The organism is Rhizobium sp. S163, assembly GCF_030380805.1.
In the GTDB taxonomy this organism is placed as follows: Bacteria; Pseudomonadota; Alphaproteobacteria; order Rhizobiales; family Rhizobiaceae; genus Rhizobium.
This window is the reverse complement of record NZ_JAUDSA010000003.1, coordinates 509,907-533,910: the sequence shown is the minus strand read 5'-3', so window position 1 is coordinate 533,910 and position 24,004 is coordinate 509,907. Positions and strand designations below refer to the sequence as shown.

Sequence of the window (24,004 nt, the reverse complement as noted above, 5' to 3'; positions counted from 1 at the left end):
TGGGGCTGCCCCTTGCACCTGTATCGATCGATATGTAGTCTACCGCAGGTAGGCTTTTGTTAACGTTGAGTGGCTAGCGCTTTTCATCGAGGCGGTGTTTGCACACCGGGCCTCGTCATCATCGTTCGATGGGTGCCGCAGTGAATTTTGCCTTTATGCTTCCGGTCATGATGCTGACCTTCGGCTGCACCTTCCTCGTCGTTTCAAGGTTCGGATCGCGCGAAGCAGGCTTGTGGGCGGCGGGTTTTCTCTCCGCTGCCGTTGCCTTCTCTGTGCCGATGTTTTTCGCCTGGCTGCCGATCCCCGTTCAGGCGCTCAGCGCCGATGCGCTCTTTCTCTCCGCCTTCTATTTCTACAGCGGCGCGCTCCTGAGGCGCTTTCGCCGGCCATCGCGTATCGCCTTGCGCCTGGGCGTCTGCGTCGTGGCCTATGCTGCACTCGCCTATGCGGTGCTGGTGCTCGAAAGCCTGCCGGCTGAGCTCCTCATCAGCGATATCGCCTGCTCGGCCTTGCTGATCTTCGCGATCGGCTCCTCCTTGCGCAGCACGCGCAGGGCGATCGACCGCATTCTGCTCGGCGTCGCCTCGTTGATCGTGCTCGAAGCGATCGTCCGCAATGCCATCCTGTTGGTGATATTCTCGCCTGGGGGCGATTTGGAGAGCTTCGGCACCTCCACTTACGCGTTCGTCATGCAGGCGGGCGCTTCCGTCATCGCGTTGCTCTTTGCGCTCTCGGCGCTGGCTGCAACGACGCTCGACACGATCGAGCGCTACCGCGATGCAGCTGAGAGCGATTCCCTGACTGGCCTGCTCAACCGGCGCGGCTTCGAGGAGACAGCGAGAAGGCTGAAGGCGTGCGGCGCGCTGAAGGGCGCAATACTCCTCTGCGACATCGACCATTTCAAGCGGATCAACGATACGTTCGGCCACGCGGCCGGCGACGGCGTGATCGCGGGTCTCGCCGAACTGTTGAAAGCGCGCTTGCCTGAGGGCGCCTTTGCCGCGCGTTTCGGCGGCGAGGAGTTCGTCGCGTTTCTGCCGGGCGCGGAGCTCGCCGATGGCGGCAAGGTCGCGAACGCGATCCGGCTCGCCTTCTCGGCGGCCGGACAGCCCGATGTCGCCGGTGTCGGGAAGATCACCGCAAGCTTCGGCGTTGCCTGCGTGGCATCAAGCGACGCGTCGCTGACCGAAACGATCGGCCGTGCGGACGCAGCCCTTTACGCAGCCAAGGATGCCGGGCGAAACCGGGTGATGCTGGAAGGCACGCCGGCGCGGGAAGCGCCCGCCATTCACGTGGCGTCCTAGGTTCGCGTTGCCTTCGGTTCGGCGTCGTTGCGCTTTGCTGATGCGCGCGGCGCGATTGCCTCGCGGCCGAGCATGAACAGCGCCAGCGCGAAGAGCGCGACGCCGCCGTGTACCCAATAGGCGAGCCCATATCCGCCCCGGTCGGTCAGCCATCCGGCGACCACGTTGCTCAGCGATGCGCCGATGCCCTGTACGGTCATCACCGCGCCGAGGCCGACGTTGAAGCGGCCGGTGCCGGCGAGAATCCGTTCGGCCGCGATGGGCGTTGCGATGCCGATCAGGCCGGCGCCGACACCATCGAGACTGTACCGGATAGATCGAGCCAAAGCTCGGCACGCTGCCGGCGATCGCGCCACGCAAGGGTAAAGCGCAGAGCGCGATGATGAAGACGGATGCCAGGCCGAAGCGCTTGATGAGGACGGGAGCAAGAAGCGCCATTGCGATCATCGACAGCTGCGACACGCCGGTGACGATCGCCGTGGTGCGAAAGGGCGTGCCAAGCTGGATGGAGAAGTTCTGGGCGATCAGCCGGCTCATCGGCGCGTTGCCGAAGTGGAAGACCAGCAAGGTCAGCGCCAGCAGCACGAGACCACGCGAATTCGCCAGCACCGAGTAGCCGGAGGGGCTGGCTGTTGCGGTCAATCTCTCGTCCGAGTTCTTATCCTTGGTGAGGCCACGGGCGACGTCGTTGTCGATATCCTCAGGGCGGATCGCCAGCGTTGCGACGATCGCGGCGAGCGCGGTGATGAGCATCAGGCCGATCACGCCGTTCAGCCCCCAGACTATGGTGGCGGCGTAGACGCAAGCGAGCGAAAAGACGTTGCCGGCATGGTTCCAGAATTCGTTGCGGGCGACCTGCGCTGAGAATGCACTTTCGCCGACGAGGCCGAGCGTCAGGCCCATCAGCGCCGGGCCGATGACTGCGCCGACGATTGCGGTCATCGACTGGCCGCCGAAAACCGAGGCATTTCCGGGACTGGCAAGCGTCCAAAGCGCCGCTGCGGTGACCAGCGTAACCGGGATGACGATCAGCAGGCGCTTATGCGGCGAGGCATCGACAAGGGCGCCGAACAGCGGCGTGGCGATGAGACCGAGAACGCCGCCAAGGGTCGCCACGATACCCAATGTCATCGGGCTCCAGCCGTGCGTTGCAAGGAAGCCATCGAGAAAAGGACCGAGGCCATCGCGGGCGTCGGCGAGGAAGAAATTCAGAACCGCGAGCGCCACCAGCGAGCGACCGGACAGACCACTGTTCGAAACTGAGTTCACGCCATGTCTCCGCCAAAGGGTCTGTGGACTGCGATTGCCAGATACATCATTCGGGCTGCCTGGCTTCCGGTGCTGCCTCAAACGGTCGGTCCGGTGAAATGTTCCGGTTGGCGTGACGTTCTGATGGCACGGGGACGATATATTTCGCGGAGGCTCCCCGACCTCTTGAAGCCTTTTCGTTCAGCGGTACATGCTGCCGCCAGCTTCAACTCTCGGGAATCACACATGCCCTTTGCCCTCAGCCCCGCGGCCATCTGGCCGATCGTCATGCTGCTTGCCTCCAACGTCTTCATGACATTCGCCTGGTACGGGCATCTCAAGCACAAGGGGACGGCGATTTTCGTCGCCATCATCGTCAGCTGGGCGATCGCCTTCTTCGAATATTGCCTGGCGGTGCCGGCCAATCGCATCGGCTCGGCGGTCTATTCGACGGCGCAGCTGAAGACGATGCAGGAAGTGATCACGCTTCTGGTGTTTTCCGGATTCTCCGTGTTCTGGCTGGGCGAGAGCCTCACCTGGAACCACGCGATCGGATTTGCGCTGATCGCGGTCGGGGCGTCCTTCATCTTCCGCGGGTGATGGCGATCCCGCCTGATGGGACCGGGTAAGTCCTTGAATTACAAATTGTCCATGTCACGTCTCTGCCTCAATTTCCGACGGTTTTGACCGCAGCCTGTCACCATCCAGGGATATGGAGGTGACAGGTCATGAGTCTTTCCTTTCCGACGATGGCGGCGATCCGCTTTGGCTACGGTTTTCGGCCGGGCGAGGTGGCGGCGCAGAACAAGGACGACCTGTTGAAACAGGTGAACGCGGATGCGCGGGCACCGGTCTCGTTTCCCGTCGGCGGTATCGAGCAGCGGCATCAGGTGATCGCCGACCTGCAGGCCAATCTCCGCGATCTCAGGCAAAGCGGCGACGATGACCAGACACGGCGCGAGCGGCGCAAGGTGTTGCAGAAGCAGGCGCAGCGTAGCTTCCAGCAGGATGCGAATGCGCGGCTGCTGCAGGCGGTGATGTCGCCCAACGGTTTTCACGAGCGGCTTTCCACCTTCTGGACCAATCATTTCTCCACCAGCGCCAACAAGAGCCTGCCGATGCGGCTGCTCGTGCCGCTTTACGAGGCCGAAGCGATCCGGCCGCGTATCGGCGGACGTTTCGCCGATCTGTTGCGCAGCGCCACCGAGCATCCGGCGATGCTGATCTATCTCGATCAGGCGGAATCGCTCGGGCCGGATTCCAAGGGCGGCATGCGGCAGAAGAAGGGGCTCAACGAAAACCTCGGGCGCGAATTGCTGGAGCTGCACACGCTTGGGGCCGGCAGCGGCTATACGCAGGCCGATGTGCGGGCCGCGGCCATGGTCTTGACGGGGCTGACGATCGACCGGCAGGAGATGGACATGGCGTTTCGCCCCAACATCGCCGAGCCCGGTCGTCACGAAGTTCTCGGCGTCAGCTATGGTGGCGACAGGCGGCGGCCGGGCGATTATCTTGCCATGCTCGACGATCTCGCCGCCAATCCGAAGACGGCGGCGCATATCTGTCGCAAGCTGGCGGTGCATTTCGTTTCCGACCAGCCGGATGACGGGCTGATCGCCGCGATGACCGACGCCTGGAAGAAGACCGACGGCGATCTCAGGGCCGTTTACAGCGCCATGCTCGACCATCCCGCCGCCTGGGCGAACGAGGGCGCGAAGGCGCGTCAGCCATTCGATTTCGTCGTGGCCGGTCTCAGGGCGCTGAATGCGGGCTCTGGCGATGGCACCGTTGTCGCCTTCTTCAAGGACAACGAGCAGGATGATGACGCGCAGGCCATGGGCGCGCAGGGGGCCATGGCTCCGAGCACTCCCGATATGGGCGGTGCGCTGAGTGGTGGCACGAAGGGCGATATGAAGGGCGGAGACACTGCTGCTGGCGGCGGGACGTCGGTGATCGATCCCGGCGACGAGGACAGGGTGAAGCGCCGCAAGGCGATGCAGACGGCGAGGGCGCTAGGGCAGGGCGCCTTGAGGCGCATGGGGCAGCCGATCTGGTTGCCGCCGAGCCCAGCCGGTTTCGAGGAGAGTTTCTCGGCCTGGATCACGGCCAGTCAGCTGGCGGAGCGGCTCGGCTGGGCGCGGCGGGCGACCGCGCAGTTCGGGCAGGGGCTCGATCCCCGTGAATTCCTGAAGGCAACGCTTGGCGATGCCGCGCGCGACGACACGATCCGCGTCGTCAGCCAGGCACCCAACAAGACAACCGGGCTGATGCTTGCGCTTGCGTCGCCCGAGTTCAACCGTCGATAGGAGCTTTGAAATGACCGATTTCACGCTATCGCGCCGCGGCTTCCTTGCTTCCGCCTGCTGCCTCGCTGCGGCCCCGATCCTCACCCCGGTCACTTTCGCGTCGATGCCCGGAGACAAGCGCTTCGTCACCATCGTGCTGCGCGGTGCGATGGACGGGCTGGCGCTTGTGCAGCCTTATGGCGATGCCGGCTTTGCGGCGTTCCGGCCGACGCTGGCGCTGACGCCCGACACCGGGCTCATCGATCTCGACGGGCATTTCGGCCTCCATCCTTCCGCCGCCGATCTGATGCCGCTGTGGCGAAGCCGCGAACTCGCCTTCGTGCATGCGGTGTCGACGCCCTATCGCGACCAGCGCAGCCATTTCGACGGCCAGGACATGTTGGAATCGGGCGGCGAGCACGTCTCGGAGGAAAAGACCGGGTGGCTCAACCGCGCGCTTGCCGTCATCCCGCGATCGGATGCGCGCAAGGCGATCGATGTGAACACCTCGACGGAGTTGATCCTGACCGGGCCGAACAACGTCGATGTCTGGGCGTCGGATTCCAATCTCGGGCCGGCCCGCGACGAGACGCAGTTCCTTCAGCGGCTCTATGCCGGCGACCCTGCCTTTGCCAAGGCGATGGAGGAGGCGACGCGCGCCAACAGCGCATCCATGGTGGCCGAACCCGGCGGGCCGCGCGGGCAGAAGGTGGCGGATGTGGCGGCCCTTGCCGGCAACATGCTGAAGGGCGACTACCGGATCGCCAGCTTCTCCATTACCGGCTGGGATACGCATGTCGGCCAGATTGGACAGTTCAAGCGTCCGGTGCAGGACCTGACGGAGGCGATCACTACGTTGAAGTCGACGCTGGGGCCGGATATCTGGTCGAAGACCGTGGTGCTCGCGATGACCGAATTCGGCCGGACGGTTCGGGAGAACGGGTCCGGAGGGACAGACCATGGCACCGGCGGCTGTGCCGTGCTGGCGGGCGGCGCGATCAATGGCGGTCGCATCCTCGGCCGCTGGCCGGGGCTTGGCGATCAGCAGCTACTCGACGAGCGCGATCTGGCGCCGACCGCCGATGTGCGGGAGATCGCCGCCGCCATGCTCTATCGGCAGTTCGACGTGAGTATGGATGATCTGACGGCCAAGATATTTCCTGGCGTCACCTTCGACAAGGGATCGCAGTTCCTGCGGGCGTGAGCCGGCTGACGGATTTCGCCGGGCTCAACGCTCGACGAAGGCGCGCAGGCGTTCCAGCGCGTCGTCCCATTGCCTGGAGACGCCGTCGAGATAGGCGCGCATGATGTCGATGCGGTCGCGGCGGAAACTGTAATGGCTTTCGCGGCCGACCTTGATGCTTTCGACGAGACCGGCTTTTTCAAGGACAGTCAGATGCTTGGTGACCGCCTGGCGTGTCAGCTCGGTGCCACCGGAGAGGCCGGCGATCGAGGATGGGCGACCGTCGCTCAGCGCTGTCAACAGAGACAGGCGGGTGGGGTCACCGAGAGCCGCGAAAAGTGCTGCGGCGTCTCGGCCGGCCGTGGTGGCGCCAAGGTTCGGCATTTGCTCAGCGTTCGACATGGGCCTTTACGTTCTTGATCTGCTCGGCCCATCCGCCGTCGTTCATGCGGAAGGCCTCGGCGCGGCGGTATTCGGGCACCTTGTCGAAGCCGGATTCGGTAATGGTCAGCCGGGTGCCCTTTGATATCGGCTCCAGCCGGAATTCGACCAGCGTCGGGATCTCGGCGGAATAGTCTCTATCCGGATCGACCGCATAAGGAAGCCAGGTGAAGGAAAACAGCGTTGGTTCCTCGATGCGCTTGACGGTGACCGTCCAGCGGAGATGCTCGTAGCCGGGATAGAGGATCTTGCCGGTGGCTTCCTCTCCGGCGACGAAGGGCGCGTCGATCTTCACGCGGAACCATTCGCCGAATTCGCGATAGTCGCTGATGGCCTGCCACACACGGGCAACAGGGGCATTGAGTTCAATGGTCTTTTCGATGCGATCGGACATATTGGCAACCTCCTGGTTGCCTTTTTATCGCTTGGTTCGTTGAAAAAGGCAACCGAAAAGTTGCCTTTCTCGTGTTTTGGTCTATTCGGCGGGAACCGGCTTGGGCTGTCCGTTCTCGTCGAGCGCCACCATGATGAAGGTGCCGGCGGTGACTTTTTCCATCTTGTTGTAGCGAGCCCGGGTCGCCCAGGCCTCGATACAGAGGGTGATCGAGGTGCGGCCGACGCGCTCGATCTCGGTGTAGATCGACAGCGTGTCGCCGATCTTGACGGGCAGGGCGAAGGCCATTTCCTTGACGGCGGCGGTGACGACGCGCGCCTTGGCGCGCTCGGCGGCCGAGATGCCCGATGCAAGGTCCATCTGCGCCATGACCCACCCGCCGAAGATGTCACCGGCCGGGTTGGCATCGGCGGGCATCGCCATGGTCCTCAGGGTCAGCGTGCCTTTCGGCTTGGGGTCTTCGGTCATTGGCGCTCCTTTTGAAGGCGAGTTTCTTGCTCAACGCTGGTTTCAGGGTCGATTCCTGCGGACCCTAGCGTATCGGCCGAAAAACCGAAATCGGAGCGTTTCGACAAAAGTGTCGCGCCCTTGCGACCATACATCTGTTCCTGCTCAGCAATCGCCATTTGATCGCCGTCAGCGAGCAATCCTGCTGATCTCGCTTGAGTTTTCGCCCTCCGGTAGTAAGGTCGCAGCGTGACATTGAAAATGGGGGCTTTCGATGCGGCTTTTGGCGATGGGTGTGGCGACCGTGGGCCTTGCGCTGCTTTCCGCTCTCTCATTCAATTCAGGACGGGCTGTCGCCGCCGATTTCGACAACAGCAGGATCGCGCCGGAGCGCGAGTGGGCCGTCATCGTCAGCCCTTACGTGTGGGCCGCATCGCTGAATGGCAGCGGATCGCTGGCCGGCTTCGATACGGATGTCGACGTTCCTTTCTCCGATATCTTCGACCATCTCGATTTCGCTCTCATGGGCAATATCGAGATCACCAATGGCCAATGGGGCGTCTATTTCGACGGTCAGCATGTAAAGACCAGCCAGGACGAGCAGGTGTTCTCACAAGAGATCGGGCTCGACATCACCACGACCACCCTGTCGGCTGGTGCCTTCTTCAAGGCCTATGAGGCGGTGCTCGGCGGCGACACGGTATTCGGCAAGCCACGGACGCTATCGATCGAGCCGACCGCCGGCGTGCGCTGGACGAAGCTCGAGGCCGATGTCGCGGCTTTCGGCCTTCGCGCGTCCAAGAGTTCCGACTGGACCGATCCCTTCGTCGGCCTGCGGCTCAATGCCGATCTCACCGAACGCTGGAACCTGTTTGCCGAGGCCGATGTCGGTGGCTTCGGCGTGGGGTCGAAGGTGAGCGTCAACGCACAGGCCTATCTCGGCTATCGCACCATGATGCTCGGTCATCCGACGGTGCTCAGGGCAGGGTACAGGCTTCTCTACCAGGATTACGAAAACGACGACTTCACCGGCGCGAACAAGTTCAAATGGGACGTCAGCCAGCACGGCCCTGCGATCGGGTTTTCCATGCGCTTCTAGCTTCCGCGATCAACGATATTGGAGAAGCCCCGTGTCTTCGAACCGCCGTCCATCTCGTTCACGCGCTCGCACGGTCGCGACCGCCGTCATCGCATCCGCGCTGCTTTTCGCTGACGTCGCCGATGCCTGCACCCGCCTGGTCTATCTCGGCCCCGATGCGAACGTCATCACCGCGCGGTCGATGGACTGGAAGAGCGACATCACCACCAATCTCTATATCCTTCCGCGCGGCACTGAGCGCAGCGGCAAGGCGGGGCCGAACTCCATTCACTGGACCTCGAAATACGGGAGCGTCGTCGCGACCGGCTATGATGTGTCGACCACCGATGGGGTGAACGAGGCGGGGCTGAACGCCAACCTCTTGTGGCTGGTCGAATCCGAATATCCGCCCTTCGACAAGTCCAGCAAGCCCGGCCTCACCATCGCGGCATGGGCGCAATATGTGCTCGACAACTTCGCCACGGTCGATGAGGCCGTGGAGGCGCTCCGCAAGGAGCCTTTCACCGTCGTCACCGACAATGTGCCCGGCGAGAACCGGCTGACGACGCTGCATCTTTCGATGTCGGATGCAACAGGGGATAGCGCCATCGTCGAATATATCGGTGGCAAGCAGGTCATCCATCATGATCGCAAATATCAGGTGATGACGAATTCGCCGATTTTCGATGAGCAGCTCGCCTTGAACTCTTATTGGAAGCAGATCGGCGGCACAGTCATGCTGCCCGGCACCAACCGGGCGGCCGACCGCTTCGCGCGCGCCTCCTTCTATGTCAACGCGATCCCCAAGGACGAGCGCCCCAACCGGGCACTCGCAAGCGTCTTCAGCGTCATCCGCAATGTCTCGGTGCCCTATGGCCTCAACACGCCGGAGGAGCCAAACATTTCGTCGACGCGCTGGCGCACCGTGTTCGATCACAAGCGCAAGCTCTACTTCTTCGAGTCGGCGCTGACGCCCAACACCTTCTGGGTAGACCTGAAAGCGATCGACTTCGACAAGGAGACCGGCAAGGTGAAACGGCTCGACCTCGGCGAGAGCCAGGACCATACCTATTCCGGCAACGCGACATCGGAATTCAAGGATGCCAAGCCCTTCGTCTTTCTTGGTCTGGGTGAGTAGAAGGCGCGCGGCGCAGGGCTTATCTTCGTCTGAGATCGCCGTAAGTGGATGCGGCTAAAGGTTGGGGAGTTGCATGAGGCGTCTGCTCGGTGGTCTTTTTCGCTCTCTGTCGGTGATCGGGCTGACGCTCGCCTTCGCCTTCTTCGCCGCGTCGCTGACGCCGACGCTGATGCCGCGATCCTATATCGTTCAGGGGGCGCTGTCGGGTATCTGCGCGGCCGTCGGTTATCTCATCGGGGTCGCCGTCGTCGGTCTCTGGAAATATCTCGAACTGCCTTATCGCGGGCCGCTTCTGTCGCAGAGGATCGCGGTGCTGATCTGCGGCCTGATCGTGGCCGTCGTCTTTCTCTGGCAGGCGGCGGGCTGGCAGAATTCGATCCGCGAGCTCTGGCATATGGAGCCGCTCGAAAGCGCCGAGCCGTTCAAGCTCGGGGCGCTCGCGTTCGTCGTGTTTCTCGTTGCGGTGCTGCTGGGTCGCCTGTTCCTGCTGACCTTCAGGTGGACATCGCGGCGGCTCGATCGCTTCGTGCCACGACGTGTTTCCAATGTCATCGGCTTTGCGATCGCGGTGGCGCTGTTCTGGTCGGTGGCTGAGGGGGTGTTGATGCGCGGGGCGCTGCATGCGATCGATTCCTCGATGCAGCGGCTGGATGCGCTGATCGAGGATAACGTTCCTATGCCCGCAGATCCGGCGAAGACGGGGAGCAAGGCGTCTCTGGTCGCCTGGGACGGTCTCGGGCGGCAGGGGCGGCATTTCGTGGCGTCGGGGCCGAGCGCTTCCGATATCAGCGGCTTCTGGAAGGGCGAGGCGCGCGAGCCCATTCGCGTCTATGTCGGCCTCAACAATGCCGACACGATCGAGGCGCGCGCCAAGCTTGCGCTCGAGGAACTGAAGCGGGACGGGGCGTTCGAGCGCTCGATGCTCGTCATCATCGCGCCGACCGGCACCGGCTGGGTCGATCCGGCGGCGATGGATACGCTGGAATACTTGAAGCAAGGCGATGTCGCGAGCGTGGCGCTGCAATATTCCTATCTCTCGAGCTGGCTGTCGCTGCTGGTTGAATCGGAATATGGCGCGCAGTCGGCCAAGGCGCTGTTTCGCGAGGTCTACGGCTACTGGACGACATTGCCGCACGATAAGCGGCCGAAGCTCTACCTGCATGGTTTGAGCCTCGGCGCGCTGAACTCGCAGCTTTCGGCCGATATCTTCGATGTGATCGCCGATCCGTTCCAGGGCGCTCTGTGGAGCGGCCCGCCTTTCGAGAGCCGGATGTGGAATGCGGTGACGGCAGGGCGCAATCCGCAATCGCCGGCCTGGCTGCCGACCTTCCGCGACGGCTCGATGATCCGTTTCACCAATCAGGAGAACCATCTGGACCTTCCGGGTGCTGCGCAATGGGGGCCGATGCGGATCGTCTATCTGCAATATGCAAGCGATGCGGTGACGTTCTTCGATCCGCACTCCTTTTATCGTGAGCCGGCATGGATGCAGGCGCCGCAGGGGCCGGATGTGTCGCCGAGCCTCAGGTGGTTTCCCGTGCTGACCATGTTCCAGTTGCTGTTCGACCTGATGATCGCCACGACGTCGCCGATGGGCTACGGCCATGTCTATGCGCCCGAACATTATATCGACGCCTGGATCGCCGTTGCCGGATTGACGGTCGATCCCGGCGAGGTGGCGGCGCTGAAGATGCGTTTCGCGCAAGCGGCCGCTCAAGGCGGGAACGACTGAGGTCGGGTGGCGCGATGGCGGTTTGTGTCGGTTCGACTGTTCATAAGCGGGAATATGATCGTGATTAACCACGTTCATTATGGGTTCGTTTAGGCTCCCGTAGCAGTTTGCCCGGGCGTGGCTGGGAAACCACATCTTTGAGGTTCAAACTGATGACCTATAGCGGGTTGCTTCTTTCCGCCGTCGTTGCCGGCCTGATCACGATCCTTGCGATCGGCAGCCGTCCTGCGTCCGAGACTGCGTCCAATTGGCCGCAGATGGAACTGACGAAGACCGATCGCATCGTCACCGGAAGTGTGCCGGCGCGGTAATTCTCTGCGATCCGGCGAAGCCGCTTTGGGCGGCTTTGCCAATTCCGTCAAAGCTCGCTCTGCCCGTTATGGCTCCACTATAATAAATCACTCATTTGTTTTCATGGGTGGCGCAAGTAAACGATTAATTTACGGCAACCTAAGAGAGTGGGGTATTGAAGGCGTTACCCGATGAATAGCTCCACACCTCGTTACGATGTAATTTGCGATCCGCTCGACATGTGGATGGTCTGGGACCATCAGGCAGAAGAGCCCGCATGCTTTGGCGGCCAGATCCTCAACGGATTGACCGAAGGCCATGCCGTGGAGGTCGCCAAGATCATGAACGAGATCTATGGCAGCGGCCGTCCGGTTCGTCGCGCCGCGATCAACTTGTCCGACGACAAGGATCTGCGTTACGTCAGCTGACGCTGCGGCTCGTCCGCTCTGCGGTTCCCGTCATGTTGTTCGCAGCACCTCTTTCCAGCCTCGCAAGCAAACCTGCGCGCACGTCGCCGATCGGTGACTATTGCGCGCCGATCCCGGATTTGTCGCCCGAATTAGGGCTTTTGTTTCAAACGCTTCCGTAATCGTGATCGGCCACGCTGGCCTTGTCCGGGCTTGTCCGGGCTGGGAGTAAGGTTTCGTTCACCGCTTTTTATTAAATTTGGACCGAAGTTTTTTGGTCACTGCCGATCTTCGGAAGCGATGAGAGTATGGCGTTTGTTTCCATCATGCGGCGTTATGTGCTGCCCGTGCTGCTGTCGACAGCGCTGACGACGTGCTCGACGGATGCGCTCGTTCCGCCTGGCAGTGTGGATAGCGGCACGAAGGTCGGCTCCATCTCGCCGCCCCGGCGCCAGGCGCCGGTCAGCATGCCCTCGACTGCGATCGATCAGGCCTATCCCGCCGGCAGTCAGCCCGTCCAGGGCTCCGTCGATTATATGAATACGCCCAATCTTGCCGGTCGCGGTCAGGCGAGCGCAGCACCTCCGATGACCAACGATCAGGCGTCCGCCGGTGCGCGCGGTGCTGCCGGCCAGTTCAGCGGTCAGCCGGCCACCTGGGGCGGGACGCAGACGCTTTCGGTGCCGCCCGAGGGCGTCAACATGGATGCCGAGCTCGGGGCGGAGCCGGTCACCGGTCTTGCGCAGGAAGAGCAGCAGCAGATCGCCGAGGGGCAATCGGACCAGCCTGTCGTCGATGGCATCGGCACGGACAATCCAACCCAGATGAACCGGATGCGCGCGCCACGGCCAGCGAGCCAGGCTGCGATGGGGCAACAGCAGCAGGTCTGGGGCGACGGCAGCGCTGTCGTGGCGCCGGCGCGCGTGCCTGAAGAGAGCGAGCCGCAGGAAGTCGCAATGCTGAGGCCGAACAATCCGATGGACAGCGAACCGCAGATGAGCCAGCCGGCGCCGACGGTGCCCGGCGTGATGCCGAGTTCTGAGCTCTCCTGCCGGCGCGAGTTGAAGCGCATGGGCGTGGTCTTCACCGACAAGCCGCCGATCTCCAACGGGCCTGCGTGCCAGGTGCCTTATCCGATCTCGCTGCAGGGGTTGTCCGGCAATATCGGTGTTCGCCCGGCGGTGACGCTGAACTGCCAGGTGACGCTCGCCTTCGCCAAGTGGGTGAAGAACGAGCTCGCGCCATCCGCACGGTTTCGCTACTGGTCCGGCATCAAGACGATCCAGCCGCTTGGCGGCTATAGCTGCCGCCGGATGAACAACAGCCGCCAGCGCTACAATCCGATGTCCGAGCACGCACACGGCAACGCGATCGATGTCGGCAAGTTCGTGTTGAAGAGCGGCCATGAGATCGATGTGCGCAAGAAGGGCCTATTCTCCTTCCGCGAGGGCAAGCTGCTGAAGGCCGTACGGACTGACAGCTGCAAGTATTTCAACACGGTGCTCGGCCCCGGCAGCAATCCGGAGCATTGGAACCACTTCCACTTCGATCTGCGCGAGCGCAAGAGCGGCAAGGTCTATTGCGACTGACGGGATCCGCGGCCCGGCATCGACGCGGCCGCGGGAATCGCTTTAAACGGGCTCCCTATCAATAAGAGGAGATCGTTGTGGCTGAGAAAAAGCGCCCGAATATTCTGTTTTTCATCGCGGTCGTGGTGATCGCCGCCGTCGCAGTGTTCGGCGGCCGTTGGTATGCCTATGTGGCCTATGCGAGCGATCCGTTCGATGAAGTGGGCATCAGCCTCAATATGAAGATGCCCGATTTCATTCGTGCGAAGGGCTGCGAGATGCTGAAGGCGCGCTTCGAAGGCAAGACGTTGCCGCCGGCGGGCTGCAGCGTGAACGGCGCCTGGTAGCAAGGCTATGGGGGCCTTGAAGTCCTGACGATCGGGGAACCGCATTTTCAAATGCATCGTTTTCGAGCAAATGAATACTCTGTTCGCAGTCAATGGGATGTAAAACTGTCGCGGAGCGGCTATATAGCGGCGAAATCCTTCCTTTCGTCTTCAAGAGCCCTTCATGGCCCCCATCATTTCCATCCGCAATCTTACGAAAATCTATGGTAACGGCTTCCAAGCGCTGAAGGGCATCGATCTCGATGTTGAGAAGGGCGAGATCCTCGCGCTTCTCGGCCCGAATGGCGCCGGCAAGACGACGATGATCTCGATCGTCTGCGGCATTGCCAATCCGAGCGGGGGAACCGTGCTTGTCGGCGGCCACGATGTGGTCAAGGACTTCCGGGCGACGCGGGCGATGATCGGGCTGGTGCCGCAGGAGCTGACCACCGACCAGTTCGAGACGGTGTGGAACACGGTCAGCTTTTCGCGCGGCCTGCACGGCAAGAAGGCCGATCCCGCGCATATCGAAAAGGTGCTGCGCGACCTTTCGCTGTGGGACAAGAAGGACAATACGCTGCGCCAGCTCTCCGGCGGCATGAAGCGGCGCGTGCTGATCGCCAAGGCCCTGAGCCACGAACCTGAAATCCTGTTCCTCGACGAACCGACGGCAGGCGTCGATGTCGCGCTGCGCAAGGACATGTGGCACGTCGTCGAGAAGCTGCGCGAGGCGGGCGTCACCATCATCCTGACGACGCATTATATCGAAGAGGCCGAGGAGATCGCCGACCGCGTCGGCGTGATCAATGGCGGGGAGCTGCTTCTGGTCGAGGACAAGACGGCGCTGATGGCCAAGCTGGGTCGCAAGCAGCTTATCCTGGAGCTGACCGAGCCGCTGGACGAGCTGCCCGCGAGCTTTGCCGGCAACGGCCTTGCGCTCACCGCCGGCGGCAATCGTCTGACCTATGAGTTCGACGCCGAGAACGACCAGGAAAGCATCGCCGCGCTGCTGACCCGGCTTGCCGAACACAACATCCATTTCAAAGACCTGTCGACGCAGCAGAGTTCGCTCGAGGACATCTTCGTGGCGCTCGTAGGAGGCGCAAAATGAACTTCGAAGCCGTCAAATCCATCTATTTCTTCGAAATGGCCCGCACCCGCCGCACCTTGCTGCAGAGCGTGGTCTCGCCGGTCATCTCAACGTCGCTCTACTTCATCGTCTTCGGTGCGGCCGTCGGGTCGCGCATCCAGGAGGTCGAGGGCATCTCCTATGGCGCCTTCATCACGCCGGGCCTGATCATGCTGACGCTGCTCGGGCAGTGCATCGGCAACGGCTCCTTCGGCATCTACTTCCCGAAGTTCACCGGGACGATCTACGAAGTGCTGTCGGCGCCGGTGGCGATGGCCGAGATCCTGCTCGGCTATGTCGGGGCGGCCGCGACCAAGGGGCTGATGATCGGGGTGATCATTCTGCTGACGGCGAATTTCTTCGTCGAGGTGAGGATCGAGCACCCGTTCATGATGGCGCTGTTCTTCGTGCTGACCGCGGTGACCTTTAGCCTGTTCGGCTTCATGATTGGTCTCTGGGCAAACAATTTCGAGCAGCTGAACCTGATCCCGATGCTGGTCGTGCCGCCGCTGACCTTCCTCGGCGGCAGCTTCTACTCGATCAACATGCTGCCGCCCTTCTGGCAGGCGGTCAGCCATTTCAATCCGGTGCTTTATCTGGTCAGCGGCTTCCGCTGGAGCTTCTACGGCATCGCCGACGTCAACCCGCTGATCAGCCTCGGTATGATCTCGCTGTTCCTGGCGATCTGCCTCGGAACGCTCGGCTGGATGTTCAGGACCGGTTACAAGCTGCGCAACTGATGCTGCTTCATCGCCGATCGATGGCCTCGCGCGACGGGGAATCTTCGTCGCGTTCCGGTCGGGCACTCGGCGTCATGTAGGTGACGATGACTACGATCGCGCCGAGGAAGAGAAGGCTCGTGTAGATCGTGCCGAAGCCGAGGCCGCCATACTCGACCGGCTGTGACAGCAGGTCGCCGAGGGATGCGCCGAGCGGGCGCGTGACGATATAGGCAAGCCAGAAGGCGAGAATGGCGTTCATGCCACCGCGATAGTAGGCGAGTGCTATAGCCGCGATCACGCCGGCGAATAGCAAGGCTGTGCTGAGATAACCGAGTTCCATCCGTTCGGCGATGAGGTCGCCTGCGGCTGTGCCGAGCGCGAAGGTGAACAGGATCGCCAGCCAGTAAAGGGCTTCACGTCGCGTCGTAAAGATGGTGTGGATGGAGAGCGTGCGTTCGAGCGCGTACCAGCCGAGGAAGGTCAGAAAGAGCGCGATCGAAAAGCCGATGGTGGTGACATCAAGCGGGACGCCGAAGTTGTCGACCAGATTGTCGGTGACCAAGGTTCCGACAATGCTGATCAGCACCACGGCGGCCCAGTAGGCCGACGGGACGTATCGCTTCATCGAAAACTGGATGGCGATGGCGACCGCAAGGATCGCCGACATGATCATGGAGGTCACGGTCAGGCCGAGCCCCAGATTGACGGCGAGATAATCGGCGGCCGTCTCGCCCATGGTGACGGCCATCAGCTTGATCAGCCAGAAATCGACCGTCACGTTTGGGACGCGGTTGGCGGGCTCGTGGCCCGCTCGAATGGCGTTTGTCATCACGATGCCTCGCTTCTTACTTGCCCATGATCTTCATGGCTTCGGCCAGAAACTTGTCCGAGCGCGCGTCGTCGTCGGCGTTGCAACGTTCGACGGCCTTGGTCTCCAGGTCGTTCACCTTCTTTGCGTCGGCATCCGCGAGCTTCGCCGTTGCCTTTGTGGCACGCATGTCCTTCAGCATGTCCTCGCAAGGTGCCGGTGCAGCATGCGCGGGCATCGAGACGAGAACGAAGCCCAGGGCGACGAGGGCGTTCAGGATGCCTGCTGCGGCGATGGTCTTCATGATGCGTTTCCTTCTATTGAGTGGTCGTGTTGAGCGGTGCGAGGCTTTGCTCGCCGATCCGCAAACAGACACTAGGGGCACCGACATACGCTGGCCTCGCCGGCACCATACGTTTTCGTAGGGTTTGCAAAGCGCGATGGCATTCCCGCCGGAAACGGGTAGCTTGGCGATGCCGAATGGTAGGCGGAAGCAACGGACTTCAGGCATGTGGGTATTGGTGGTCGAAGACGACCGGCGGGCGGCCGATTACGTGGCGCGAGGGTTTATCCAGGCTGGCCATTCTTGCGATGTCGTTCACGACGGGCGCGACGGGCTGTTTCAGGCTACGCGCGAGGCCTATGATGTCGTCATCGTCGACCGCATGCTGCCGGGGCTTGACGGCCTGTCCCTCGTGAAGGCTTTGCGCGCCGCGCGGATCAGTACGCCGACGCTGTTTCTGACTGCTGTCGGCGGGGTCGACGATCGTGTGGATGGACTGGAGGCGGGCGGGGATGACTATCTGGTCAAGCCCTTTGCCTTTTCGGAGCTTCTGGCGCGCGCGAACGCGCTGGCGCGGCGGCCGCGTCTGCAGGAGCAGAAGACGGTGCTGCGTGTGGCGGATCTGGAGCTCGATCTCCTGCGTCGCCAGGTGACACGGGCAGGGCAGGTCATCGACCTGCAGCCGCGCGAGTTTACGCTGCTTGAAGTGTTGATGCGCGGCGAGGGGCGTGTCGTGACGCGGACCATGTTGCTGGAGCGCGTATGGGACTTCCATTTCGATCCGAAGACGAGCGTAGTTGAAACGCATATCAGCCGCCTGCGGGCAAAGATCGACCGGCCGTTTCCGGTGCAGCTGCTGCATACGGTCCGCAACACGGGCTATAGTCTGCATGCGCCGCGTTAATCTCTTGCGCAGCACGCCCTTTCGCCTGGCGATGACCTTCGGCGTACTTTTCGTCGCCGCCTTCCTGGTTGCCGGCGCGATCACCTATCACATGCTGAATAGCGGTCTCGAACGTCAGCTCGATGATACCGTCAACGAAATCTACAGCGCGATCGCCTCGACCTACGCGCAAAACGATGTCGAGGACCTGATCGCGGCGGTGAACACCTATTCCAGCCTGCGCTCGCCGGATCAGGGCGTGTTCTTGCTGAGCGACCCGAACGGCAAACGACTGGCCGGCAATCTGGCGTTTCCCGTTACGAGCGAGGGGTTGTCGAGCGTCGGTGCGCAAGCCCTGGGGTTGCCTGACGGACATTCCTATCGCGTGCGCAGCGGTCTCGTCGGTGGCAACCACCTGGTGGTGGGCCGCAGCTTCGCGGAGAAGGAGAGGCTTGGCGAAATCCTGCTGGTAAGCCTCGGTTGGGCCGCCGGCGTCATCGTGCTGATCGCGGTTGGTGGCGGCGCTTTCCTGGCGACCCGAGCCCAGCGACGGCTCGACGCGGTGGCGCGCACCATGATCGATGTGTCGAATGGCGAGCTTGCAACGCGCATTCCGTTGCATGGGAATGGGGATGATATCGATCTGGTGTCCGAGAAGATCAATCATGCGCTCGATCGGCTGTCGGGGCTGGTGGAGGGCATGCGGCAGGTGAGCGCCGATATCGCGCACGAGCTCAAGACCCCGCTCAACAGGTTGAAGATGACGCTTGAGGACGCGGCGGAGCGAACCGATCGCGGTGAGCCGGTCGGGCAGCAGATCGCCGACGCCTGCATGGAGAGCGATCAGATCAACGCCACGTTCGAAGCGCTGCTGAGGATTTCCCAGATCGAGGCCGGTGCCCGGCGGGCGCGTTTCCAATCCGTCGATCTGGCCGACGTCATGTCATCGGTCACGGAGATTTACCGCGATGTGGCTGTCGATGCCGGCCAGACATTGCGTTTTGTCGCAATTGATGGTGCCGGCATGCAAGTGATGGGGGATCGCGAACTGCTGGTCCAGATGTTCGTCAACCTGATCGAGAACGCCATCAACCACAGTGGAACAGGAACGCTCATCGAATTGTCGCTGGCCCGCCGCGACAATCTGCTTCTTGCCGGTGTGGCGGACAACGGCGTCGGTATTCCGACCGCGGAGCACACGAAGGTGTTTCGCCGGCTCTACAGGCTCGACAAGAGCCGGACGTCGGCGGGCAGCGGTTTGGGGTTGAGCCTCGTCAAGGCTGTCGCCGATTTGCATTCCGCCGAGGTGGCTCTGGAGGACAACGAGCCCGGAACGCGCGTGCTGGTTCGCTTTCCCGCCCTCCGCTAGGCAGCTGCAGCTAGTCGCGCATCCTGAGTTCGTCGGTCTGCATCTGCAGCGAACCCAGCGTCTCCAGGAAGCTCATGCCGAGCAGGCTCTGATCGAGCCGTCCGTCCTCGGCGACGCTGCCGGCGACGTTGTTGCGCACGATCGGGCCGATCGCCACTTCAGATAGCGTGACGGGTGCTGCCTGGGCGCGGCCGTTGGCGGTCATGACGCTCATCGAATAGGTCAGGTTGTCGGGTATGATGCCGACGCGCTCCGCGTCTTCGCGCGATAGCGCGATCATGCTGGCGCCGGTGTCGACAAGCATCGTGATGGTCTGGCCGTTGATCTCGACATCGGCCTCGAAATGACCATTCAGCAGCTTGTGCAGGATGACTTCCTTGCCGCCCTCGCTGGTGGTCACGACCACGGCGCGGCCGGGAATGAGGCCCGCCAGCAGGCGGTTGCCGACGCTGAGGGCGTCGTAGCGATAGAGATAGACGGTGGCGAGGCCGAGGATCAGCACCAGCCAGATCATCATGTGGCGCATCGTCTCGCCGACGCTGATGCGCCGTCCCCATATGCCCGCGGCGAGCATGAGCGCGATGGGGAGAAGATAGAGCATGCGGCCGAAATCGTCGGTCCTGACGCCGAGGATCTTTGGGCTGTCGTGATTGAAGAGCAATATGAGAAGGCCGATGCCGAGACCGCCAAGTCCAATCGTCAGCCTGTTCATGCGGTGAGCTCCGTGCTTGCCATCGTCTCGCGCGAGGCCGAGGGCGGTATCGCTTTCATCCTGGCGGGCAGCAGGCGCATGACCGCGTCCCTCTTTTCATCCGAAAACGCCGCCCAGCCGGCAATCTCCTCGATCGTTCGGCCGCAGCCCGCGCAAAAGCCGCTGGATGAATCAATGGAGCAGATGTTGATGCACGGGCTTATCATGACAAATGATATCGTTGTTTCACAAAGCCATGGCAAGAGCACACAATGCCGCCATCTCGGAAATTTGAGCGGTGGCGCCCAGCGTATCGCCGGTATGGCCGGAAAGGGTCACGCGGGCCACTCGGGTGAAGATCATTGCGCTCAGGCCGCAGGCGAGCAGGGCGCAGATGAGCGGCAGAAGGCCGAGGCTCGGCCAAATCAGCAGCGCTGCCAGTGCGCAGGCCGAGACGACCGCCATCTGCATGACGCCTTCGCTGGGCTGTCCAACAGCGGCTGCAACTCCATCGGCCTTGGCCGGCGGCAGGCGGTGCCAGTGCCAGACGAGCGCGCCGCGGCTGATGCAGCCGATGGCGGGCAGGGCGAGTGCCGCGGCAAACGGCACGACGCCGCGCGCAATCGCGGCGATGGCGGTAGCACGAATGGCGAAGGAGAGGATCAACGCGATGGCGCCATAGGTGCCGATGCGGCTGTCCTTCATGATCGACAGCCGCTGGGCGCGGTCGCGGCCGCCACCGATGCCGTCGGCGCAATCGGCAAGGCCATCCTCGTGCAACGCGCCCGAGATGATCACCTGTACCGCCAGAGCCACCAGCGCCGACATCAGCCGGTCGGCGCGTAGGCCGAGCATGACGAGCAGAACGATTGCAGGCAGCAGGCCGATGATGATGCCGGCGACCGGAAAGGCGCGCGCGACGCGGCCGAGTTTTCCGTCGTATCCAGCAAAGGCCGCGCTAGGCATCGGAATACGGCTCAGGAATGCGACGGCGCGCGCGATATCGGCCACATAGGTTGCGATGTTCATGGCGCGTCCGCTCCCGGGGATGATGTCTGGCGCTTTTTAGAGTTGTTCCGCTTCGCGGCTGGATTTAAGAGTGGCCGCGAAAGAAGCTGATTTGCAGCCATAAGACAAGTTTACAGACGAGACAAGGAAGCCGCATCCATGAGCGTTTCAGGCCTGCCGTTCGACGATTTCCGGACACTTCTGCGCGATCTGCCGGGGCCGGATCCACGGGCGCTGGTCGCTGCCCGCGAGCGCGATGCCCAGTTGACCAAGCCGCCGGGCTCGCTCGGGCGCCTTGAGGAAATCGCCTTCTGGCTCGCCGCCTGGACGGGCCGCACGCCCGCCGTCAACCGGCCGCTGGTGGCGATCTTCGCCGGCAACCATGGTGTCGTGAAGCAGGGCATCACGCCCTTTCCGCCGACAGTGACGCAGCAGATGGTCGAGAATTTCGCCGCCGGTGGAGCCGCGATAAACCAGATCTGCGTCGCCTATGATCTCGGGCTGAAGGTATTCGACCTGGCGCTCGATTACCCGACCGGCGACATCACCGAAGAGCCCGCGCTTTCCGAGCGCGATTGCGCCGCCACCATGGCCTTCGGCATGGAAGCGATCGCCGGCGGCACCGATCTGCTCTGCATCGGCGAAATGGGCATCGGCAACACGACGATCGCCGCGTCGATCAACTACGCGCTTTACGGTGGCAATGCCCGCGACTGGGTCGGTCCCGGCACCGGTTCTGAAGGCGACATGTTCGAGCGCAAGGTCGCTGCCGTCGAAAAGGCGGTGGCGCTGCACAGCGATCATCTCGACGATCCGCTTGAAATCATGCGCCGCCTCGGCGGCCGCGAGATCGCCGCGATGGCGGGCGCGATCCTTGCCGCGCGCGTCGAGCGTATTCCGGTGCTGATCGACGGCTACGTGGCAACGGCCGCCGCCGCCATCCTGCAGGCCGCCAACCCATCGGCACTCGATCACTGCCTGATCGGCCATGTCTCCGGCGAGCCCGGCCATCTGAAGGCGATCGAGATGCTAGGCAAGACGCCGCTTCTGGCGCTCGGCATGCGGCTCGGCGAGGGGACGGGTGCAGCGCTTGCCGCCGGTATCGTCAAGGCGGCGGCGGCATGTCACTCCGGCATGGCGACCTTCGCGCAGGCAGGTGTGACAAACCAGCACGAACACTGATCTCATTGCCTGGGTTCAGGGGCGGCGTTCAGGTTCGTGACAGGTTTATGACAGATGGCTTGCGACGCGGGCGTGTACACGCTATTCGCATTTTTCTGATATGAAGCGGCAGGCATTGCCGCCATCTACCTGACGACGAGGACGCCTGATGAAACCTGCCGTGACCAAACTCACCGGCATCAGCCACTTTTTTGCCGCCGCCAGTTACTCGCTCGGCGGCTTCAAGCGACTGATCAAGGAGGCCGCGTTCCGGCAGGAGCTACTCTTCGCCGCCGTCGCGCTGATCCTGCTTCTGGCGGTTGGTGCGACGCTTGTCGAACTGATGGTCGCGGTCGTCCTGTTCCTGATCGTCTTCGCCATCGAGGCGCTCAACACGGCGATCGAGGAAGTCATCGACCGCATTTCGCCGGAGATCTCAAGCGTCGGCAAGCACGCCAAGGATCTTGGCTCGTTCGCCGTGCTCTGCATGCTGGCCGCCTGCGGCATCTTCATGCTGTTTACGATCGGCAAGCATTTGATGTTCGGCTGAGCCTATCAAGCAAAACTGCGGCGCTTGCGGGAGACGGCCTGGGCGTTTTCGACGGCCGGAACTGACTGCAGCACGCGTCGTGCCGGCAGGATGGCGATGACTTCGGTGCCTTCGCGCAGCTTCGATTTCAGGATGAACTGGCCGTCGTGCTTGGCGAGGATCGCCTGAACGATCGGCAGGCCGAGGCCTGTGCCCTGTTCGGCGCTCTTGATGGCGATGGAGCCCTGGCCGAAGGCGGAAAGCACGACCGGTATTTCCTCCTCCGGGATGCCCGGTCCGTTGTCTTTGATGGAGATGTACTGGCCGCCGCCGGCGGTCCAGCCGACCTTGACCATGATCTCGCCGCCCTGTGGGGTGAACTTCACGGCGTTGGACAGAAGATTGAGGATCACCTGGCGCATCGATTTCTCGTCGGCCCAGACTGCCGGCAGTTCGAGCTCGAACTGCTGCGAAATGGTGATGTTCTTGCCGCGGGCGCGCAGCTGCACCATGCCGATGCAGTCTTCGGAGATATCGAGCAGCGAGATCGCCTCTTCGCTGAGCTCGTACTTTCCGGCCTCGATGCGGGATAGGTCGAGGATTTCGTTGATCAGGTTCAAGAGATGCTGGCCCGAGCGGTGGATGTCGCTGGTATATTCCTTGTAGGTCGGGTTGTTCAGCGGTCCCATGACTTCCGCCGACATCACCTCGGAGAAGCCGAGGATGGCGTTCAGCGGCGTTCGCAGCTCGTGCGACATGGATGCGAGGAAGCGGGACTTGGCGAGGTTTGCCTCTTCGGCCCGGCGGCGAGCTTCGTCCGACATGGACTTGGCGACTTCAAGCTCGGCGATCAGGTCGTCCTTCTCCACCTGGTAGGAAAGGATGCGCAGGTTCTGCCGGAAGAGACGGTCGCTGATATAGTGAAAGAAGATGACCGTCGTGGTCAGCGTCGCGGTCAGGCTTATCTCAAGGAGCTCGCGGGAAATGCCGGATTTGGCGACGAGTGCGAAGACGACCGGCGAGAAGGTTACCAGCACGCACAGCGTCAGCATGTAGTTCCACATCGCCGTCAGCGACAGCGCGATCAGAAGCGTCGCGCCCTTGTAGAGCACGAGGTTGGCCGGCTCGCAGGCGGCGCAGTCCTGGATGGCGAAATAGGCCCAGCAGCAGCCGATCAGGAACTGGCCGAGCAGCAGCAGGCGGCGCCATTTGCGGGTGCGGATCGCCGTCATCTCGCGCTTGCGGGCGCGGCGCGCGAGAAACACGTTGGCTGCGTGGGCCGTCAGCGTCAGTATGGCCCAGAGCACGATCTGGGTGTCGCCGGTGAAATAGATGCCGAGGATCGCGATGATGATCACGAACAGCGGGATGATCGAGGCGCCCTGCAGCACGGCATTGATATAGAGGTTCAGGACATCGCGATCGAAGGCGCCGCTCGGCGCATGGCTCGATTGCAGGCGCTCACGCGTCACCCGCACAGCCTTTGCGACGGGCTTGTTGCGGTGACTCCGTGATTTGTCGACGATATTCTTATCTGTCGATGTGCTTACGCCGTTACTCATTATACACGTGACGCTTG

General features: G+C 62.5%; 27 protein-coding genes and 1 pseudogene. 17 read left to right on the top strand and 11 right to left on the bottom strand.

The genetic code is table 11. The features are described from left to right. Positions 1-140 precede the first annotated feature (140 nt). Positions 141-1,304, top strand: a complete 1,164-nt coding sequence (locus QTL96_RS02745) for a GGDEF domain-containing protein (protein ID WP_289726585.1) — start codon at positions 141-143, stop codon at positions 1,302-1,304. Here QTL96_RS02745 and QTL96_RS02740 read toward each other — a convergent pair. Continuing rightward, positions 1,301-2,573, bottom strand: a pseudogene (locus tag QTL96_RS02740) (MFS transporter). The gene QTL96_RS02745 and the pseudogene QTL96_RS02740 sit on opposite strands and share 4 nt — an antisense overlap. A 225-nt stretch (positions 2,574-2,798) precedes the next feature. On the opposite strand from QTL96_RS02740, the gene QTL96_RS02735 reads away from it, so the two are divergent. The 3 genes from QTL96_RS02735 (at position 2,799) to QTL96_RS02725 (ending at position 6,041) form a co-directional block, all read left to right on the top strand. After that, a complete protein-coding gene (locus tag QTL96_RS02735) occupies positions 2,799-3,152 on the top strand; it encodes a DMT family protein (RefSeq protein ID WP_047512340.1) in 354 nt (117 codons plus the stop codon). A gap of 128 nt (positions 3,153-3,280) precedes the next feature. Continuing rightward, the gene (locus QTL96_RS02730; RefSeq protein ID WP_289726584.1) at positions 3,281-4,858 is read left to right on the top strand and encodes a DUF1800 domain-containing protein; all 1,578 of its coding nucleotides are present in this window, start codon (positions 3,281-3,283) and stop codon (positions 4,856-4,858) included. Between the two features lie 10 nt (positions 4,859-4,868). Next, complete coding sequence (locus QTL96_RS02725; protein ID WP_289726583.1) at positions 4,869-6,041, top strand: DUF1501 domain-containing protein; 1,173 nt, start codon at positions 4,869-4,871, stop codon at positions 6,039-6,041. A 24-nt stretch (positions 6,042-6,065) separates the two neighbouring features. Here QTL96_RS02725 and QTL96_RS02720 read toward each other — a convergent pair whose 3' ends face one another. From QTL96_RS02720 to QTL96_RS02705, 4 genes are all read right to left on the bottom strand, one after another. Beyond that, positions 6,066-6,404: a metalloregulator ArsR/SmtB family transcription factor gene (locus QTL96_RS02720; protein WP_289727158.1), complete on the bottom strand. Its 339-nt coding sequence runs from the start codon at positions 6,402-6,404 to the stop codon at positions 6,066-6,068. Positions 6,405-6,408: 4 nt separating this feature from the next. Then, complete coding sequence (locus QTL96_RS02715) at positions 6,409-6,855, bottom strand: SRPBCC family protein (protein WP_289726582.1); 447 nt, start codon at positions 6,853-6,855, stop codon at positions 6,409-6,411. Between the two features lie 81 nt (positions 6,856-6,936). Continuing rightward, positions 6,937-7,323: an acyl-CoA thioesterase gene (locus tag QTL96_RS02710; protein WP_112980509.1), complete on the bottom strand. Its 387-nt coding sequence runs from the start codon at positions 7,321-7,323 to the stop codon at positions 6,937-6,939. Continuing rightward, a complete protein-coding gene (locus tag QTL96_RS02705; RefSeq protein WP_289726581.1) occupies positions 7,320-7,481 on the bottom strand; it encodes a hypothetical protein in 162 nt (53 codons plus the stop codon). Before QTL96_RS02705 ends, QTL96_RS02710 begins: the two co-directional genes overlap by 4 nt. Before the next feature lie 95 nt (positions 7,482-7,576). On the opposite strand from QTL96_RS02705, the gene QTL96_RS02700 reads away from it, so the two are divergent. The 9 genes from QTL96_RS02700 to QTL96_RS02660 all read left to right on the top strand — a co-directional run bounded on the left by QTL96_RS02700 (position 7,577) and on the right by QTL96_RS02660 (position 15,711). Continuing rightward, positions 7,577-8,401 carry a hypothetical protein gene (locus QTL96_RS02700; RefSeq protein ID WP_289726580.1) on the top strand — a complete coding sequence of 275 codons (825 nt, stop codon included), beginning with the start codon at positions 7,577-7,579 and terminating at the stop codon, positions 8,399-8,401. Positions 8,402-8,489: 88 nt separating this feature from the next. Then, a complete protein-coding gene (locus QTL96_RS02695; RefSeq protein ID WP_289727157.1) occupies positions 8,490-9,518 on the top strand; it encodes a linear amide C-N hydrolase in 1,029 nt (342 codons plus the stop codon). A 73-nt stretch (positions 9,519-9,591) separates the two neighbouring features. Beyond that, positions 9,592-11,250 (top strand): alpha/beta-hydrolase family protein, encoded by a 1,659-nt coding sequence (locus tag QTL96_RS02690; protein WP_289726579.1) that lies wholly within the window; start codon positions 9,592-9,594, stop codon positions 11,248-11,250. Between the two features lie 137 nt (positions 11,251-11,387). After that, entirely contained in the window at positions 11,388-11,561 is a 174-nt protein-coding gene (locus QTL96_RS02685; protein WP_155947803.1) for a hypothetical protein, read from the top strand. Between the two features lie 171 nt (positions 11,562-11,732). Continuing rightward, positions 11,733-11,969, top strand: a complete 237-nt coding sequence (locus QTL96_RS02680; protein ID WP_026283371.1) for a hypothetical protein — start codon at positions 11,733-11,735, stop codon at positions 11,967-11,969. A 287-nt stretch (positions 11,970-12,256) separates the two neighbouring features. Further along, positions 12,257-13,537 carry an extensin family protein gene (locus tag QTL96_RS02675; protein ID WP_289726578.1) on the top strand — a complete coding sequence of 427 codons (1,281 nt, stop codon included), beginning with the start codon at positions 12,257-12,259 and terminating at the stop codon, positions 13,535-13,537. A 77-nt stretch (positions 13,538-13,614) separates the two neighbouring features. Beyond that, positions 13,615-13,863, top strand: a complete 249-nt coding sequence (locus tag QTL96_RS02670) for a hypothetical protein (protein ID WP_289726577.1) — start codon at positions 13,615-13,617, stop codon at positions 13,861-13,863. A gap of 163 nt (positions 13,864-14,026) precedes the next feature. Then, a complete protein-coding gene (locus tag QTL96_RS02665; protein WP_289726576.1) occupies positions 14,027-14,953 on the top strand; it encodes an ABC transporter ATP-binding protein in 927 nt (308 codons plus the stop codon). Then, entirely contained in the window at positions 14,950-15,711 is a 762-nt protein-coding gene (locus tag QTL96_RS02660) for an ABC transporter permease (RefSeq protein ID WP_018900601.1), read from the top strand. The genes QTL96_RS02665 and QTL96_RS02660 overlap by 4 nt, the downstream gene beginning before the upstream one ends. A gap of 7 nt (positions 15,712-15,718) precedes the next feature. On the opposite strand, the gene QTL96_RS02655 is transcribed toward QTL96_RS02660, so the two are convergent. Together QTL96_RS02655 and QTL96_RS02650 are read right to left on the bottom strand one after the other, a co-directional pair. Further along, a complete protein-coding gene (locus tag QTL96_RS02655) occupies positions 15,719-16,522 on the bottom strand; it encodes a hypothetical protein (protein WP_289726575.1) in 804 nt (267 codons plus the stop codon). Positions 16,523-16,538: 16 nt separating this feature from the next. Continuing rightward, a complete protein-coding gene (locus QTL96_RS02650; protein WP_047512316.1) occupies positions 16,539-16,805 on the bottom strand; it encodes a hypothetical protein in 267 nt (88 codons plus the stop codon). A 205-nt stretch (positions 16,806-17,010) separates the two neighbouring features. Here QTL96_RS02650 and QTL96_RS02645 point away from each other — a divergent pair, with 205 nt between their 5' ends. Then, positions 17,011-17,688: a winged helix-turn-helix domain-containing protein gene (locus tag QTL96_RS02645; RefSeq protein WP_289726574.1), complete on the top strand. Its 678-nt coding sequence runs from the start codon at positions 17,011-17,013 to the stop codon at positions 17,686-17,688. Beyond that, a complete protein-coding gene (locus QTL96_RS02640; RefSeq protein ID WP_289726573.1) occupies positions 17,675-19,036 on the top strand; it encodes a HAMP domain-containing sensor histidine kinase in 1,362 nt (453 codons plus the stop codon). The genes QTL96_RS02645 and QTL96_RS02640 overlap by 14 nt, the downstream gene beginning before the upstream one ends. A 10-nt stretch (positions 19,037-19,046) precedes the next feature. Here the strand turns inward: QTL96_RS02640 and QTL96_RS02635 are convergent, their stop codons facing one another. From QTL96_RS02635 to QTL96_RS02625, 3 genes are read right to left on the bottom strand one after another with little or no spacing between them, the layout of a single operon-like run. Continuing rightward, positions 19,047-19,748, bottom strand: a complete 702-nt coding sequence (locus QTL96_RS02635) for a TIGR02281 family clan AA aspartic protease (RefSeq protein WP_018900600.1) — start codon at positions 19,746-19,748, stop codon at positions 19,047-19,049. Beyond that, complete coding sequence (locus QTL96_RS02630) at positions 19,745-19,954, bottom strand: DUF1289 domain-containing protein (RefSeq protein ID WP_113199929.1); 210 nt, start codon at positions 19,952-19,954, stop codon at positions 19,745-19,747. The genes QTL96_RS02635 and QTL96_RS02630 overlap by 4 nt, the downstream gene beginning before the upstream one ends. Before the next feature lie 19 nt (positions 19,955-19,973). Further along, the gene (locus tag QTL96_RS02625) at positions 19,974-20,756 is read right to left on the bottom strand and encodes an adenosylcobinamide-GDP ribazoletransferase (protein WP_289726572.1); all 783 of its coding nucleotides are present in this window, start codon (positions 20,754-20,756) and stop codon (positions 19,974-19,976) included. A 138-nt stretch (positions 20,757-20,894) separates the two neighbouring features. Here QTL96_RS02625 and cobT point away from each other — a divergent pair, with 138 nt between their 5' ends. Beyond that, the gene (gene cobT, locus QTL96_RS02620) at positions 20,895-21,917 is read left to right on the top strand and encodes a nicotinate-nucleotide--dimethylbenzimidazole phosphoribosyltransferase (protein WP_112941679.1); all 1,023 of its coding nucleotides are present in this window, start codon (positions 20,895-20,897) and stop codon (positions 21,915-21,917) included. 148 nt (positions 21,918-22,065) lie between these two features. Further along, positions 22,066-22,446 (top strand): diacylglycerol kinase, encoded by a 381-nt coding sequence (locus QTL96_RS02615; RefSeq protein ID WP_289726571.1) that lies wholly within the window; start codon positions 22,066-22,068, stop codon positions 22,444-22,446. 5 nt (positions 22,447-22,451) lie between these two features. Here the strand turns inward: QTL96_RS02615 and QTL96_RS02610 are convergent, their stop codons facing one another. Next, a complete protein-coding gene (locus tag QTL96_RS02610; protein ID WP_289726570.1) occupies positions 22,452-23,987 on the bottom strand; it encodes a HAMP domain-containing sensor histidine kinase in 1,536 nt (511 codons plus the stop codon). Between the last annotated feature and the right edge of the window lie 17 nt (positions 23,988-24,004).

Excerpts from the sequence above, each read along its gene's own strand:
- QTL96_RS02715 (WP_289726582.1), bottom strand. The coding sequence starts at position 6,855 with ATGTCCGATCGCATCGAAAAGACCATTGAACTCAATGCCCCTGTTGCC.
- QTL96_RS02640 (WP_289726573.1), top strand. The coding sequence starts at position 17,675 with ATGCGCCGCGTTAATCTCTTGCGCAGCACGCCCTTTCGCCTGGCGATG.
- QTL96_RS02625 (WP_289726572.1), bottom strand. The coding sequence starts at position 20,756 with ATGAACATCGCAACCTATGTGGCCGATATCGCGCGCGCCGTCGCATTC.
- QTL96_RS02730 (WP_289726584.1), top strand. The coding sequence starts at position 3,281 with ATGAGTCTTTCCTTTCCGACGATGGCGGCGATCCGCTTTGGCTACGGT.
- QTL96_RS02630 (WP_113199929.1), bottom strand. The coding sequence starts at position 19,954 with ATGATAAGCCCGTGCATCAACATCTGCTCCATTGATTCATCCAGCGGC.
- QTL96_RS02635 (WP_018900600.1), bottom strand. The coding sequence starts at position 19,748 with ATGAACAGGCTGACGATTGGACTTGGCGGTCTCGGCATCGGCCTTCTC.
- QTL96_RS02705 (WP_289726581.1), bottom strand. The coding sequence starts at position 7,481 with ATGGCGATTGCTGAGCAGGAACAGATGTATGGTCGCAAGGGCGCGACA.
- QTL96_RS02650 (WP_047512316.1), bottom strand. The coding sequence starts at position 16,805 with ATGAAGACCATCGCCGCAGCAGGCATCCTGAACGCCCTCGTCGCCCTG.
- QTL96_RS02725 (WP_289726583.1), top strand. The coding sequence starts at position 4,869 with ATGACCGATTTCACGCTATCGCGCCGCGGCTTCCTTGCTTCCGCCTGC.
- QTL96_RS02660 (WP_018900601.1), top strand. The coding sequence starts at position 14,950 with ATGAACTTCGAAGCCGTCAAATCCATCTATTTCTTCGAAATGGCCCGC.
- QTL96_RS02690 (WP_289726579.1), top strand. The coding sequence starts at position 9,592 with ATGAGGCGTCTGCTCGGTGGTCTTTTTCGCTCTCTGTCGGTGATCGGG.
- cobT (WP_112941679.1), top strand. The coding sequence starts at position 20,895 with ATGAGCGTTTCAGGCCTGCCGTTCGACGATTTCCGGACACTTCTGCGC.
- QTL96_RS02735 (WP_047512340.1), top strand. The coding sequence starts at position 2,799 with ATGCCCTTTGCCCTCAGCCCCGCGGCCATCTGGCCGATCGTCATGCTG.
- QTL96_RS02610 (WP_289726570.1), bottom strand. The coding sequence starts at position 23,987 with ATGAGTAACGGCGTAAGCACATCGACAGATAAGAATATCGTCGACAAA.
- QTL96_RS02675 (WP_289726578.1), top strand. The coding sequence starts at position 12,257 with ATGGCGTTTGTTTCCATCATGCGGCGTTATGTGCTGCCCGTGCTGCTG.
- QTL96_RS02665 (WP_289726576.1), top strand. The coding sequence starts at position 14,027 with ATGGCCCCCATCATTTCCATCCGCAATCTTACGAAAATCTATGGTAAC.
- QTL96_RS02645 (WP_289726574.1), top strand. The coding sequence starts at position 17,011 with ATGTGGGTATTGGTGGTCGAAGACGACCGGCGGGCGGCCGATTACGTG.
- QTL96_RS02655 (WP_289726575.1), bottom strand. The coding sequence starts at position 16,522 with ATGACAAACGCCATTCGAGCGGGCCACGAGCCCGCCAACCGCGTCCCA.
- QTL96_RS02700 (WP_289726580.1), top strand. The coding sequence starts at position 7,577 with ATGCGGCTTTTGGCGATGGGTGTGGCGACCGTGGGCCTTGCGCTGCTT.
- QTL96_RS02720 (WP_289727158.1), bottom strand. The coding sequence starts at position 6,404 with ATGCCGAACCTTGGCGCCACCACGGCCGGCCGAGACGCCGCAGCACTT.
- QTL96_RS02680 (WP_026283371.1), top strand. The coding sequence starts at position 11,733 with ATGAATAGCTCCACACCTCGTTACGATGTAATTTGCGATCCGCTCGAC.
- QTL96_RS02710 (WP_112980509.1), bottom strand. The coding sequence starts at position 7,323 with ATGACCGAAGACCCCAAGCCGAAAGGCACGCTGACCCTGAGGACCATG.
- QTL96_RS02615 (WP_289726571.1), top strand. The coding sequence starts at position 22,066 with ATGAAACCTGCCGTGACCAAACTCACCGGCATCAGCCACTTTTTTGCC.